Consider the following 13,729-nt stretch of genomic DNA (forward strand, 5'->3'; position numbering starts at 1 on the left):
GATTCGCCGCTGCTGCAGGCGCCCGTGTTGCCGACCGACATCCGGCTGGGCACGTCCTCGTGGTTCTTCCCGGGGTGGCGCGGCCTGGTCTACGACGGCATTCATCCGCAGGTGACACTCAGCCGCAAAGGACTGGCCGCCTACGGTGAAATTCCGTTGCTGCGCACCGTCAGCCTCGATCGCACCTTCTATGCGCCGATCTCCGCCGTCGACTACGCGCGCTATGCCAGCCAGGTGCCCGAGCATTTCAGCTTCGTGGTCAAGGCGCCGGCGATCGTCTGCGATGCGGTGATGCGTGACGAGGAGGGCAGGGGCAAGGTCGCCAACCCGCATTTCCTCGATGCCGCCATTGCCGCTCGGGAGTTCGTCCTGCCGTGCCTCGAAGGGCTGAAGGCCAAAGCGGGGCCATTGGTATTCCAGGTCTCGCCGTTGCCGCGCGGGCTGGTCGAGGATGCCTCCTTGCTCGTGGACAGACTTGAAGCCTTCTTCGCTGCCCTCCCACAAGAATTGGGGAAGCAACGGCCAATTTACGCCCTGGAATTGCGAAATCCGGAACTGCTGACCCCTCGGCTGATGCGCATGCTGGGCCGGGAAGGGGTGCGCTACTGCGTTGGCCTGCATGACCGTATGCCCGAGGTCGAGCGCCAGGAAGCTGCTCTCAAGGCCTTGGACGGGGATACGCCGGGCGACCTGGTGGTGCGCTGGAACCTGCACCGAGGGTTCCTCTACCAGGCTGCCAAGCAGCGTTACGAGCCGTTCGATAAGCTGGTCGACGAGGACAGCGAGACCCGCCGGATCCTGGCCCGCATGGCGGCTGCAGCTTTCAAGGCCGGCCGCAGGATCTGGATCACGGCCAACAACAAGGCCGAGGGGAGTGCCCCCCTTTCGCTTCTCAAACTGGCTGAGGAGATCGCCAAAATCATCGCCTAAGCCATTGATTCGACTGGCGCTTGCATTTGGCAGAACAAACCACTAGAAACGCGCCACTTCGCACGCGGGTTTGCGGTCGACGGGGAGACATCCCGGCGCTCGCTCCGGTGTCCAGAAATGGACGACGCCCGCGGAGGCTCAACCGGAAAAGGAGAACGGCATCATGACCATGCCGACGTTTACGATGCGCCAGCTGCTCGAAGCCGGCGTCCACTTCGGCCATCACACGCGCCGCTGGAACCCCAAGATGAAGCCGTACCTGTTCGGGGTGCGCAACGGGGTCCATATCATCGACCTCACCAAGACCGTGCCGCTCCTCGAGCAGGCGCTGAGGCAGGTTCGCGACGTCGTCGCCAGCGGCGGCCGCGTGCTGTTTGTTGGCACCAAGCCGGCAGCGGCAGACCGTGTCGCCGATGCGGCTCGGCGCTGCGGCCAGTACTACGTCAATCACCGCTGGCTGGGCGGCATGATCACCAACTGGCAGACTATCTCTGCCTCGATCAAGCGCCTGCGCGAGCTCGACGACCGCCTCAAGGGTGACGTCGTCGGCCTCACCAAGAAGGAACAGCTCGACCTGACGCGCGAGCGCGACAAGCTCGAGCGGTCGCTGGGCGGCATCAAGGAAATGGGCGGCACACCCGACATGCTGTTCATCATTGACACGAACAAGGAGGCGATCGCCGTCCAGGAAGCCCGCAAGCGCGGCATTCCGATCGTGGCGGTGCTCGACAGCAACTCCGATCCGGACGGCGTCGATTTCCCGATCCCGGGCAACGACGACGCCATCCGCGCCGTCTCGCTCTACTGCGATCTGATGGCTGCCTCGGTGCTCGACGGCATCCGTGCTGAGATCGCGGCTTCCGGTGGCGACATCGGCGAACTGACTGAACAACCCGCGGAAGAAATTCCGGCGGCGGACGACGGCGCAAGCGCCGAGGCGTCGCCGGCCGAGTAGGCCTGGCCCCTCATCGACGAGAGACGAACGGGGCCGGTCGGAAGACCGGCCCTTGTCACACCAACGAGTCACGGAGCACGACAATGGCTGAGATCACTGCCGCCCTCGTCAAGGAACTGCGCGAGAAGACCGGCGCGGGCATGATGGACTGCAAGAAGGCGCTGAACGAGGTTCAGGGCGACATCGAAAAGGCGATCGACTGGCTGCGGACCAAGGGCTTGTCGGCCGCCTCGAAGAAGGCCGGTCGCGTTGCCGCTGAAGGCCTCGTGGGCGTCGCCGCGAACGGCACCAAGGGCGCCGTGATCGAGGTCAACGCCGAGACCGACTTCGTCGGGCGCAACGACCAGTTCCAGAAGTTCGTCGCAGCAGCGGCCAAGCTCGCGCTCGACAACGGCGGCGACCTGGCCAAGGTGGCTGCTGCGCCGTTTCCCGGTACCGGCCGCGACGTCCAGGGCGAGCTCACGAACCTGATCGCCACGATCGGCGAGAACATGAGCCTGCGCCGCTCGGCTTCGCTGTCGGTCTCCGACGGCGTCGTGGTTGCCTACACGCACAATGCCGTCGCGCCTGACCTCGGCAAGATCGGCGTGCTGGTGGCGCTCGAGTCGACGGGCGACAAGACCAAGCTCGCGGCACTGGCGAAGCAGTTCGCCATGCACGTGGCCGCAGCCAGCCCGCAGTCGCTGACCGTGGCCGAGCTCGATCCCGCACTGATCGAGCGCGAGCGCGCCGTCCTCGCCGAGAAGGCGGGCCAGAGCGGAAAGGCGGCCGACATCATCGCCAAGATGGTCGAAGGCGGTTTGCGCAAGTTCCATCAGGAAGTCGTCCTGCTCGAACAGGCCTTCGTGATGGACGGCAAGACCAAGATTTCCAAGGTCGTCGAGGAAGCGGCCAAGCAGGTCGGCGCGCCGGTCAATCTGACGGGCTACCTGCGCTTCGCCTTGGGCGAAGGCATCGAGAAGAAGAGCGAGGATTTTGCGGCCGAGGTGGCCGCCCAGCTCAAGAAGTAGTATTAAAACCATCACTGGCGCGCGAGCACTGGGCTTGCGCGCCCAAGACAACGTAATCAGAGGAATCTGATGCCGTCGGGTCCCCGTTATCGCCGTGTCCTTCTGAAGCTCTCTGGCGAGGGGCTCATGGGGAATCGGGAATATGGCCTCGATCCCGACATGGTTTCGATGGTCGCACAGGAAGTGAAGACCGTGCACGCCATGGGCGTGCAGGTCTGTCTCGTGATCGGCGGCGGCAATATCTTCCGAGGCGTCTCGGCGGCAGCGTCCGGCATGGACCGCGCGAGCGGCGACTACATGGGCATGCTGGCGACGGTGATCAATTCGCTCGCCATGCAGAGCGCCCTGGAGCGGCAGGGGCTGCAGACGCGCGTCCAGTCGGCCATCCCGATGACGACGGTATGCGAGCCCTATATCCGGCGCCGGGCGGCCCGCCATATGGAGAAGGGCCGCGTCGTGATCTTCGCGGCCGGTACAGGCAACCCGTTCTTCACGACCGACACGGCCGCAGCCCTTCGTGCCGCAGAGATGGGCGTCGACGGTCTGCTCAAGGGCACGCAAGTTGACGGTGTCTATTCGGCCGATCCGCGCAAGGACAAGAACGCCAAGCGCTACGATACGCTGAGCTACATGGATGTGCTGTCTCAGGATCTGCAGGTGATGGACGCGTCGGCTGTCTCGCTGGCCCGCGAGAACCGCATTCCCATCATCGTTTTCGATATCCACAAGCCCGGCGCCTTCGCGGCGACGATGCGCGGTGAGGGTACTTTCACTATCATCAAGGACGAGGCCTGATCATGACCGCGGATCTCAAAGAGCTCGAGAAGCGCATGCTGGGCGCCATGGATTCTTTGAAGAAGGAATTCGCGGGCCTCCGGACCGGCCGCGCTTCGGTCAACTTGCTCGACCCCGTCGTGGTCGAGGCCTATGGCCAGCGCATGCAACTCAATCAGGTCGGCACCGTGAGTGCGCCCGAGCCGCGGCTGCTGACCGTCAGCGTCTGGGACAAGGGTCTGGTTGTGTCGACGGCCAAGGCGATCCGAGAGGCCGGCCTAGGCCTCAACCCGGCGCCGGATGGCCAGATGATCCGCATCCCGATTCCCGAACTGACGACGGAGCGCCGCAACGAGCTGGCCAAGCTCGCGCACAAATACGCCGAACATGGCCGCGTCGCCGTGCGCAACGTGCGCCGCGACGGCATGGAAGCGCTCAAGAAGGCCGAGAAGGATCACAAGATCTCCGAGGACGAGCATCGTCAAAAGTCGGACGAGGTTCAGAAGCTCACGGATCGCTTCGTGAAGCAGGTCGACGAAGCGCTGGCGCACAAGGAAAAAGAGATCAAGACGGTCTGATGTCGACAGCGCCGCTTCCCGCAGCCTCCGGCGAAACGTCGGAGCCCCACCACGTTGCCATCATCATGGACGGCAATGGGCGCTGGGCGAAGGCACGCGGGTTGCCGCGCGTGGCGGGCCATCGCCGCGGCGCCGATGCCGTGCGCCGCGTGGTGCGCGGAGCAGGCGAGCTCGGCATTCCGGTGCTGACGCTGTTTGCCTTCTCGACGGAAAACTGGACGCGGCCGGCCGACGAGGTCAGCGACCTCATGGGACTGCTGCGCCACTATCTGCGCAGCGAGCTCGACGAACTGCACAAGAATGGCGCGCGCCTCAGGGTCATCGGCAATCGTGACGGGCTGGCGTCGGACATCGTGCGCGACATTGCCGATGCCGAGAAGATGACGCGCAACAACAACCGCATCGACGTCAACATCTGCGTCAATTACGGCTCCCGAGACGAGATCGTACGTGCCGCGCGCAACCTGGCGCAGCGTGCTGTAGCTGGCGAGCTGACGGCCGACGGCATCGACGAAGGCTCTTTCGAACGCGAACTCCTTACGGCTGGCGTGCCCGATCCGGATCTTCTGATCCGGACCAGCGGCGAGCAGCGGATCAGCAACTTCCTCCTCTGGCAATGCGCCTATGCGGAGCTGGTTTTCGTCGACACGCTGTGGCCGGACTTCGGCAAGGAACATCTGGAACAGGCGGTAGCCGAGTTCCGTCGGCGTGAGCGGCGTTATGGCGGCGTCGGGAGCTGAGGCTCCGACGGGTCGCGGCGGGAGGTTCGCAGGCTTGGCCTTGCGGCTGCTGTCGGCTGCCGTTCTCGGCCCGCTGCTGCTGGCGGCCGTCTGGTATGGTTATCCCTGGATCGATCTTGTCGCGGCCCTTGCCGCGCCGATAATGATCTTCGAGTGGACGCGGCTGACGCGCGGCAATCCGGTGTTGCGGTTGCTGGCCTGGCTCTACGCACTGGCGGCCGTGGTCGCTCTCTTGTGGTTGCGCCATCAACCGACCCTGGGGCGCGAGACCCTGATCTGGATCTTGGTCTGCATCTGGGCGACCGATATCGGCGCCTATTTCGTCGGCCGGGCGGCGGGTGGGGCGAAGCTGGCGCCTCGGATCAGTCCCGGCAAGACCTGGTCGGGATTGATCGGCGGCATGGCATGGGCTGCTATGGCTAGTGCCGCTGTCGGCTATGCATTCGGCCTCGGCGAGACGGTGCCGTTGGCGGTGATCGGCGCGGGCCTGGCTGTCGTTGGTCAACTGGGTGACTTGCTTGAATCCGCTGCCAAGCGGCGGGCAGGGGTCAAGGATAGTGGTCGGCTGATACCGGGCCATGGCGGCCTGCTCGACCGTGTCGATGGTCTGATTGCGGTGCTGGTCGTCGTTGGTCTGGCGCGGCTCGTTATAGGCGGGACATGGCCTTGGACATGACAAAGTGGGTAGCTCCTTCTCACGATCGTCCACGTGGTGTGACGATCCTGGGCTCGACCGGTTCGGTCGGGCAGAGCACGGTCGACCTCATTTCCCGCGATCCTGCGAGTTATCGTGTCGAAGCACTCGTTGCCGGCACATCTGTCGAGCTGTTGGCTGAACAGGCGAGGCGTTTGAAGGCGCGCCTTGCGGTGGTGGCTGATCCGGCGCGTTACCAGGCCCTGAAGGAAGCGCTGGCCGGCACGTCGATCGAGGCCGCGGCGGGACCCGAGGCTGTGGTCGAAGCGGCATCGCGGCCCGCAGAATGGGTGATGGCCGCCATCGTTGGCTTTGCGGGCCTTGCATCGACACTTGCTGCCGCGCGACGCGGCGCCATGGTGGCGTTGGCCAACAAGGAGGCAGTGGTCTGCGCAGGGCGGCTCCTCTTCGAAGCCATCAAGGGTTCAGGTGGTGCGCTGCTGCCTGTCGATTCCGAGCACAACGCCATCTTCCAGGTCTTTGAGCCGCACCAACGGCATGCCGTTGACCGTCTGATCCTCACCGCGTCCGGCGGGCCGTTCCGCAACTGGTCGCTAGCCGACATGGCCGAGGCAACGCCGGAGCAGGCGCTGGCCCATCCCAATTGGGACATGGGGGCCAAGATCTCGATCGATTCAGCCACGATGATGAACAAGGGGCTCGAACTCATCGAGGCGCATCTGTTGTTTGGCCTGCCGGAAGGGCAGGTCGAGATCGTGGTGCATCCCCAGTCGATCATCCACTCCATGGTCGCTTATCGCGACGGCTCGGTCCTGGCCCAGCTTGGCACGGCCGACATGCGTGTCCCGATCACCCATGCGCTCGGCTGGCCCGCGCGCATCGATGGCCCGGCGGCACGACTCGATTTCACACAAGTCGCCGCGCTTACATTCGAGCGGCCCGATTCTGGCCGCTTTCCATCTCTACGATTGGCCCGCGAAGCGCTGGTCACTGGCGGTTTTGCACCGGTAGTGCTGAATGCGGCGAACGAAGCGGCGGTGGCGGCCTTCCTGGCTCGTCGTATCGGCTTTCTCGACATCGCACGCACAGTTGAGGACGTCATGATCGGCTGGAATGGCTTGGCGAATCCGGTGGAAACTCTCCCGCAGGTCGAGGCGGCGGATCTGGAGGCCCGGCGAAGGGCCGAAGTGATCTGCAAGGGCAAAGAGCTGGGCAATTGAACTCGAACTGAACCCATGATCCACTGAACCATGCAAAGCGTCGCCAGCCTTTTTACGACCTATCTTCCCTATTTCATTCTGGTGCTGACGTTGCTCGTGTTCGTTCACGAGTTCGGCCACTACTGGGTAGCGCGGCGGTTCGGCATTCATGCCGAGGTCTTTTCCATCGGCTTTGGACCGGAGATCGTCGGCTGGACCGATCGCAATGGGACGCGGTGGAAGATTTCCGCCATCCCATTGGGTGGCTATGTGAAGTTTCTGGGCGACAATGACGAAACCAGCGCCACGCCCTCGGACAAGCCGCTTTCACTGGCCGATCGGCGGCGCGCCTTTTTCAGCCAGCCGCTCTATGCGCGTACCGCCGTCGTGCTCGGCGGCCCAATGGCGAACCTGCTGTTTGCCTTCGTGCTTCTGACGGGCGTTTTCTACTTTATGGGCGAGCCATACTCGCCAGCGGTCGTGGCGGTGCAGCCGGACGGACCGGCGGCCCGGGCGGGCCTGCGCAGCGGCGACGTGGTCGTCGGCCTCAATGGCAAGCGCGTCGATCGCTACGAGGATATCCAGGATTCGCAGATCCTCTACCTCGCCCAGCCGATGTCGATCGAATACCGGCGCGGTGGCCAGCTGCTGCGTGGAGAGATCGCGCCGCGATTCTGCGAGCGGACGGATCGCTACAACAATACGCTGCGTTATGGCGATCTTGGCATGGATCAGCTCATCCGGCCGGTCGTCGGGGGATTTACGGCCAATAGTCCGGCCGAGGCGGCGGGCCTCAAGGTCGGCGATCTGCTGCTGACGATCGACGGCAAGCCGGTCGACTACTTTTCACGGATTCCCGAACTGATCGGCAGCCGTGGTGGTCAACCTGTGACCGTCACCTACGAGCGTGGCGGCCAACGCGAAGATACGACGGTCGTGCCGATTGCCGACAAGACGCAGGATTGCGCCGGCAAGGAACAGGCGATCGGCCGGCTGCGCGTCCGCCCTGCGGCCGTCACGGAGTACCGCCAAGAGGGCGTCGTCGGCGCCATGGGGGCCGGCGTGCGCGCGGTCTGGAGCATGACCACGATGTTCTACACATCGATGGGTCAGATCTTGACGGCGGCAAGACCGGTCGATGAACTCGGCGGGCCCATTCGCATTGCCAAGGCAGCAGGTGAGGCGTCGCATGCCGGATGGACCGGCATCCTCAATCTCGTGATCGCGCTTTCGGTCGTGTTGGGGGTCTTCAATCTGTTGCCGGTGCCCATGCTCGACGGTGGACATCTCGCAATGTACTTGTATGAAGCCGTGCGTGGTCGGCCACTGAGCCTTAGGGCGCAGGAGGTCGGACTAAAACTTGGATTTGCGCTCGTGATCGGCATGGCGCTGATTGCGACATTCAATGACATCAGACTGTTGCTGCGTTGAGTTGACGCGAACCTGTGGGAAAACAGCAGGGGACAAAGGGGTGGCTAAGTCCCGGATGCCGGTTTATGAAGCTGCGTTCACGGTTTTGACCATCGGCAAGGTCTGGCAGGCGCCGGGGGTGAGTTTGATCTTTCGTTGGGCCTTATTGGCCGTTGCTGCAGTCCTGGCATTCGGTTCGACGGCGCATGCCCAGCGGGGCGGTGCGGCGGGCGGAACGATTCAATCCGTCCAGATCGAAGGAAACGTTCGCTCCGAAGTCGCGACGATCCGTTCCTATCTTCAGCTCAAGCCGGGCGAGCCCTATGACGCCGCCGCCGCTGATCGCTCGCTGAAGGCGTTGTTTGCGACCGGGCTCTTCTCCGATGTCGTGATCCAGATGCAGGGCTCGACCCTTGTCGTGAAGGTCACGGAAAACCCGATCATCAATCGGGTCGCGTTCGAGGGAAACAGCAAGATCGAGGACGACAAGCTGCGCGATGAAGTGCAGTCCAAGCCTCGACAGGTGTTCACGCGCGCGCGCGTACAGTCCGATGTCGAGCGCATCCTGACGATCTATCGTCGCGGCGGCCGCTACAACGCATCGGTCGAGCCGAAGGTCATCCACCTCGAGCAAGGTCGTGTCGACCTCGTCTTCGAGATCAACGAAGGCGATGTGACGGGCGTCAAGCGGATCAGCTTCGTGGGCAACGAGGCTTTCGGAGACGGCACGCTGCGCGGCAAGATCCGGACGACCGAAAGCGCCTGGTGGCGATTCCTGTCGTCGGACGATCGTTTCGATCCGGACCGTCTCAACCTCGACCGCGAACTTCTGCGCAAGTTCTACCTGTCCGAGGGGTACGCCGACTTCCGCGTCGTTTCGGCGGTTGCCGAACTGTCTCCCAATCGGGAAGGTTTCTTCATCACCTTCACGATCAACGAGGGCGAACGCTATCGCTTCGGCAAGGTCGACGTGACCAGCCGCTTCCAGGGCCTCGATGTCGATGTGATCAGGGGCTTCCTGACCATGAGCGAAGGCGACTGGTACGACGCAGACGAAGTCGAGAAGTCCGTCTCCAATATCTCCGAGGCTGTCGGCACGCTGGGCTATGCATTCGTCGATGTCCGCCCGAACATCCGGCGCAATAAGGATAACCTGACCGTGGACGTCACCTTCGACGTCCAGGAAGGGCCTCGCGTCTACGTCGAGCGCATCAACATTTCGGGTAACACGCGAACCCTCGACAAGGTGATCCGGCGTGAGTTCCGTCTCGCCGAGGGCGACGCCTTCAGCACGGCCAAGGTCCGCCGCAGCCAGCAGCGTCTGCGCAACCTCGGCTTCTTCGAGAAGGTCGACGTCTCGGCCGCACCGGGCTCGGCGCCCGACAAGACCAACCTCGAAGTCCAGGTGGTCGAGCAGAGCACCGGCGAAATCTCGTTCGGCGCCGGCTACTCGTCGACCGCCGGTATCGTCGGCGATATTTCGATCAAGGAGCGCAACCTGCTCGGCAAGGGCCAGGAACTGCGCCTCGGCCTGTCGCTCGGCACCTTGAGTACGGTCATCGATCTCGGCTTCACCGAGCCTTATTTCCTGGATCGCCAAGTCTCGGCCGGCTTCGACATCTTCAGAACGTCGAACGACCGCCAGAACGTCGCGAGCTATAGCGATGCCAGCTTGGGCTTCGCTCTGCGTGCCGGCTGGGCCTACAGCGAAAACCTCCGGCAACTCGTCCGCTATACTTTGCGCCAGACGGACATCTACAACGTGCAATTCTGGGCCTCGCCGATCATCCAGGCGCAGGCCGGCACCCAGGTCGTGTCGGAAGTTTCCGAGACGCTCCTCTGGGATACCCGCGATACGCGCCTCAATACGACCAAGGGCTTCCTGGTCCGTAACACCGTGGCCATAGCCGGCGCGATCGGCACCGAACAGTATGTCCGCACGACGGCCGATGCGGTCTATTACTATTCGCTGTTCGAGGACGTCGTGGCGTCGGTCGGCGGCTCGGTCGGCCTGGTCCTGCCCTATGGCGGCTCCTATGTCCGCCTGAACAACCTGTTCTTCATCGGTGGCGACACGCTGCGCGGCTTCGCCGTCGGCGGTATCGGCCCGCGCGACGCCGGAACGACCGACTCGCTCGGCGGCCAGTACTACTACACGGGCACGGCGGAGCTTTCCTATCCGCTGCCCTTCGTTCCGAAGGAGGTCGCGCTCCTCGGCAAGGCATTCGTCGACATCGGTTCGCTGTGGGGCGTCCAGTCCAGCACGACCAATACGACGTCGGTGCTGGACAGCCAGCTCATGCGCGTCGCGGCCGGCATCGGCGTCCAGTGGGTGTCGCCATTCGGCCCGATCCGCATTGACTATGCCTGGCCGGTCCAATACGAGCCGTGGGACAAGCAGCAGAACATACGCTTCAGCTTCGGCACACGCTTCTGAGTGGGGATGTCGCGGTCATGAACGTTCAAGTCGACCAGACCAGCGTCGCTCCGGTGACCTCGGTGGACATCAAGCGGATCCTGCAGATGATCCCGCACCGCTATCCGATGCTCATGGTCGACAAGGTCATCGACATGCAGCTCGACCAGAGCGCCGTCGGTATCAAGAACGTTTCGATCAACGAGCCGTTCTTCCAGGGCCATTTCCCCTCCGATCCAGTGATGCCGGGGGTGCTGGTCGTCGAGGCGATGGCGCAGACCGCGTGCGTCCTCGTCGTGTCGACATTCGGGGCGCAGTCGGAAGGCAAGCTGGTCTATTTCATGTCGATCGACGGCGTGCGTTTCCGCCGGCCGGTCGTGCCGGGCGATCGGCTCGAACTGCATGTCCAGAAGGTGCAGAGCCGGGCCAATGTCTGGAAGTTTTCGGGCCGCGCCCTGGTCGACGGCAAGGTTGCCGCCGAAGCCACGTTCGCCGCCATGATCAGGGACATGTAGGAGAGGGACGATGTCTGCAGCCGCCGCCGCAAACTACCGCATGCTCCACACGATGATCCGCGTCATGGATCTCGACAAGTCGCTGGCCTTCTATACCGGGCCAATGGGCATGAAGCTGCTGCGCAAGCGCGACGTGCCCGAGGGCAAGTACAGCCTGGCCTTCGTCGGCTATGGCGAGGAACCCGAGCACTGCGTCGTCGAGCTGACCCACAATTGGGATCAGGCGAAGCCCTACGAGCTCGGCACCGGTTTCGGCCACCTGGCCGTCGGCGTGCCTGATGTCTATGGCGTCTGCGAGCAGGTCACCAAGACGGGCGGCAAGGTCACCCGTGCGCCGGGGCCGGTGAAGTTCGGCACGACGGTCATCGCCTTCGTCGAGGATCCCGACGGCTACAAGATCGAGCTGATCGAGCGGAAACCCAGTTAGTCACAGAATCCAATAAATTGAACATCCTTATAGTGGTGACGCGATTGCTGGACCTGACCACGTAGCTCGGACTGCTCTTTGCGCTTCATCCCACACCTCGAAATCGTTGAGGCAAGTGTGTAGGGAAGCTGGTAGCCCGAACTTGTCCCTCCACCTAAGGTGCACCTGCAGTCGTGTGGAAAACCTGCCTGATCTGACCGCAAGCAGTCCGACAACACTGCGTTAACAATCGGGCGAAGTTCTGGTACGCCATGTGCGGAGAACACCATGGCCGTCCCTGCGTTTCACAACTTACTGTTGTCGCTTTTGAAGCGCACCCATGATGGTGCAAAGCATCGTCTTCCGCTTCTCGCACCACTTGTTGCCAGAGATCTTAACCTCACTACGGATGACCTATCAGAGCTCTTGCCGTCGGGAGTGCAGAGCCGCTACCGGAACCGCTTGGCTTGGGCGAAGGTCTACTTGTCCCGCGCGGGCCTCCTGGAGACCGTGGAGCGCGGCAGTTTCCGGATAACGGACCGCGGGAAGAAACTCCTCGCGACCAACCCGCCCGAAGTCACTTTGGACACGCTGAGACAGTACCCGGAGTTCAGTGCCTTTGTGGGCAAGACGACGGCGGCGGGAGCATCCGCAGCGTCCGCGGCGGATGTTAACGAGAAGGAGGACACGCCCGAGGAGACTTTGGAAGCCGCGTACAGCACTGTTCGGGCGTCGCTGGGCCAGCAACTGCACGTAGCCATTATGGCCGCAACCCCTGCATTTTTCGAACGTCTGGTCTTGGATCTGATGCTAGCAATGGGGTATGGCGGCTCGCGCGCTGATGCTGCCAGGAATGTTGCAAAGTCGGGAGATGGCGGCATTGATGGCATCATCAGCGAGGATCGCCTCGGATTGGATTTTATTTACCTGCAGGCCAAGCGGTGGACCAATTCGGTAGGCGGCGACGAGGTTCGCAATTTCTCGGGCAGCCTCGACGCACACGGTGCGCAGAAGGGGGTGTTCATCACTACGTCAACCTTCACCGCCAGCTCCTTAAAATACGTTCGAGATGTTAAGCACAAGAAGATCGTGCTCATTAACGGCGAGCGCTTAACCCAGCTCATGATGGACTTTAACGTCGGAGTGGCACCGGCCAAAACGTTTGAGGTCAAGCGGATGGACCTCGAGTACTTCGAGGAAGAGTAGGCGGGTTGGACCTGAGGCTTGCACGCGGCACTGTGCCAAGGGCGTACCAAAGACGACGAAATCCCTTCTGCATGGGGTTCTCTAACCCGACGGCTACAAGATCGAGCTGATCGAAAGGAAGTAAGCTGTCTTTGGCAGCTTGCTATTCGTTCTGGGTACCGTCGGCGTAGCCGCCGCCAATGCGCTGCCCAGGCGCTAGCAGTCCCTGGCCTGGGACATAGTTGATCTCCAGACGCGTCCCGTCCGGGTCTTCGAACAAGATCGAATAGTAACCCGGCGCAAAAGCATCTTTGCGCGGCGGATGGACGATTGTGGCGCCGATTGATTTCAAGAAGGCGTGCGCCTCGTCGACGTCTGCCTGCTCCCGCGCTCGCCAGCAATGGTGGTGGAGACCGACGGCGCCTTGTCGGAAGCGCTGTCCGGCGAACTCGGCGGAGGGTGCATGAATGCCGAAACCCGTACGTCCGCCGACCCCATAGAATGTGTTGTGGGTGTCCGCCACAATTGTCATGCCCAGGAACGGCAGGAGTTTGCCGTAGAACTCGCGGGCCGCGGCGAAGTTGCCGGCCGTGATAAAGGTATGAGCAACGCCGTTGACCTGCATGCTGGTCCCCTTCGACTGAGCGAAGAGTAGGCACCAGCAATATCAGTGGTTCAAGGCGATCGGCCTAATGGCACCACAAAGCCAGCTCACAAGTGGCGATCAGAAGAAGCGCCACTCCACCAGTACGAAAGTCAGGAGAAGACCGGCGAGGCCGAGCACGATCGCCCGTGTCAGCCGCCCGGGTTGCCGGAAGTTGTCGTTGGCCGGCCGGCCGAGCCGCACGATCCGCGGCATCGGCCTTTGCTTCTCGGTGGCCGTCCAGGTCGTTGCCCGGCGCGGCCCGTATGACGATCTCGCCATGTTTCTCGCTTCCCTCCCGGATAGCGAACTT

At 63.0% G+C, this 13,729-nt stretch carries 15 protein-coding genes; 13 read left to right on the forward strand and 2 right to left on the reverse strand.

Annotation, left to right across the window (positions count from 1 at the left end):
- Positions 1-27: 27 nt before the first annotated feature.
- From EPO50_RS04335 to EPO50_RS04395, 13 genes are all read left to right on the forward strand, one after another.
- Entirely contained in the window at positions 28-930 is a 903-nt protein-coding gene (locus EPO50_RS04335; protein ID WP_296341420.1) for a DUF72 domain-containing protein, read from the forward strand.
- A gap of 163 nt (positions 931-1,093) precedes the next feature.
- Complete coding sequence (gene rpsB, locus EPO50_RS04340; RefSeq protein ID WP_296341421.1) at positions 1,094-1,885, forward strand: 30S ribosomal protein S2; 792 nt, start codon at positions 1,094-1,096, stop codon at positions 1,883-1,885.
- A gap of 83 nt (positions 1,886-1,968) precedes the next feature.
- Positions 1,969-2,895, forward strand: a complete 927-nt coding sequence (gene tsf / locus EPO50_RS04345; protein WP_296341422.1) for a translation elongation factor Ts — start codon at positions 1,969-1,971, stop codon at positions 2,893-2,895.
- Between the two features lie 69 nt (positions 2,896-2,964).
- Positions 2,965-3,690: a UMP kinase gene (gene pyrH / locus EPO50_RS04350; RefSeq protein ID WP_296341423.1), complete on the forward strand. Its 726-nt coding sequence runs from the start codon at positions 2,965-2,967 to the stop codon at positions 3,688-3,690.
- A 2-nt stretch (positions 3,691-3,692) separates the two neighbouring features.
- Positions 3,693-4,247 (forward strand): ribosome recycling factor, encoded by a 555-nt coding sequence (gene frr, locus EPO50_RS04355; protein ID WP_296341424.1) that lies wholly within the window; start codon positions 3,693-3,695, stop codon positions 4,245-4,247.
- Positions 4,247-4,987: an isoprenyl transferase gene (locus EPO50_RS04360; RefSeq protein WP_296341425.1), complete on the forward strand. Its 741-nt coding sequence runs from the start codon at positions 4,247-4,249 to the stop codon at positions 4,985-4,987. Before frr ends, EPO50_RS04360 begins: the two co-directional genes overlap by 1 nt.
- Positions 4,988-5,021: 34 nt before the next feature.
- Positions 5,022-5,663 (forward strand): phosphatidate cytidylyltransferase, encoded by a 642-nt coding sequence (locus EPO50_RS04365; protein ID WP_296341426.1) that lies wholly within the window; start codon positions 5,022-5,024, stop codon positions 5,661-5,663.
- Between the two features lie 38 nt (positions 5,664-5,701).
- Entirely contained in the window at positions 5,702-6,862 is a 1,161-nt protein-coding gene (gene dxr / locus EPO50_RS04370; protein ID WP_296341427.1) for a 1-deoxy-D-xylulose-5-phosphate reductoisomerase, read from the forward strand.
- A gap of 30 nt (positions 6,863-6,892) precedes the next feature.
- Positions 6,893-8,272 carry an RIP metalloprotease RseP gene (gene rseP / locus EPO50_RS04375; protein ID WP_296341428.1) on the forward strand — a complete coding sequence of 460 codons (1,380 nt, stop codon included), beginning with the start codon at positions 6,893-6,895 and terminating at the stop codon, positions 8,270-8,272.
- A gap of 40 nt (positions 8,273-8,312) precedes the next feature.
- Positions 8,313-10,688 carry an outer membrane protein assembly factor BamA gene (bamA, locus tag EPO50_RS04380; RefSeq protein WP_296341429.1) on the forward strand — a complete coding sequence of 792 codons (2,376 nt, stop codon included), beginning with the start codon at positions 8,313-8,315 and terminating at the stop codon, positions 10,686-10,688.
- A 17-nt stretch (positions 10,689-10,705) separates the two neighbouring features.
- The gene (fabZ, locus tag EPO50_RS04385) at positions 10,706-11,182 is read left to right on the forward strand and encodes a 3-hydroxyacyl-ACP dehydratase FabZ (RefSeq protein WP_296341430.1); all 477 of its coding nucleotides are present in this window, start codon (positions 10,706-10,708) and stop codon (positions 11,180-11,182) included.
- A gap of 10 nt (positions 11,183-11,192) precedes the next feature.
- Entirely contained in the window at positions 11,193-11,609 is a 417-nt protein-coding gene (gene gloA / locus EPO50_RS04390) for a lactoylglutathione lyase (RefSeq protein ID WP_296341431.1), read from the forward strand.
- 267 nt (positions 11,610-11,876) lie between these two features.
- Positions 11,877-12,794 carry a restriction endonuclease gene (locus EPO50_RS04395; protein ID WP_296341432.1) on the forward strand — a complete coding sequence of 306 codons (918 nt, stop codon included), beginning with the start codon at positions 11,877-11,879 and terminating at the stop codon, positions 12,792-12,794.
- 142 nt (positions 12,795-12,936) lie between these two features.
- Here the strand turns inward: EPO50_RS04395 and EPO50_RS04400 are convergent, their stop codons facing one another.
- Positions 12,937-13,398 (reverse strand): VOC family protein, encoded by a 462-nt coding sequence (locus tag EPO50_RS04400; protein WP_296341433.1) that lies wholly within the window; start codon positions 13,396-13,398, stop codon positions 12,937-12,939.
- 99 nt (positions 13,399-13,497) lie between these two features.
- On the reverse strand, positions 13,498-13,698 hold the full coding sequence (locus EPO50_RS04405; RefSeq protein ID WP_296341434.1) for a hypothetical protein: 201 nt from the start codon (positions 13,696-13,698) through the stop codon (positions 13,498-13,500).
- Positions 13,699-13,729 lie beyond the last annotated feature (31 nt).

Origin of the sequence: Reyranella sp., assembly GCF_004297405.1 — a bacterium.
Lineage (GTDB): Bacteria > Pseudomonadota > Alphaproteobacteria > Reyranellales > Reyranellaceae > Reyranella.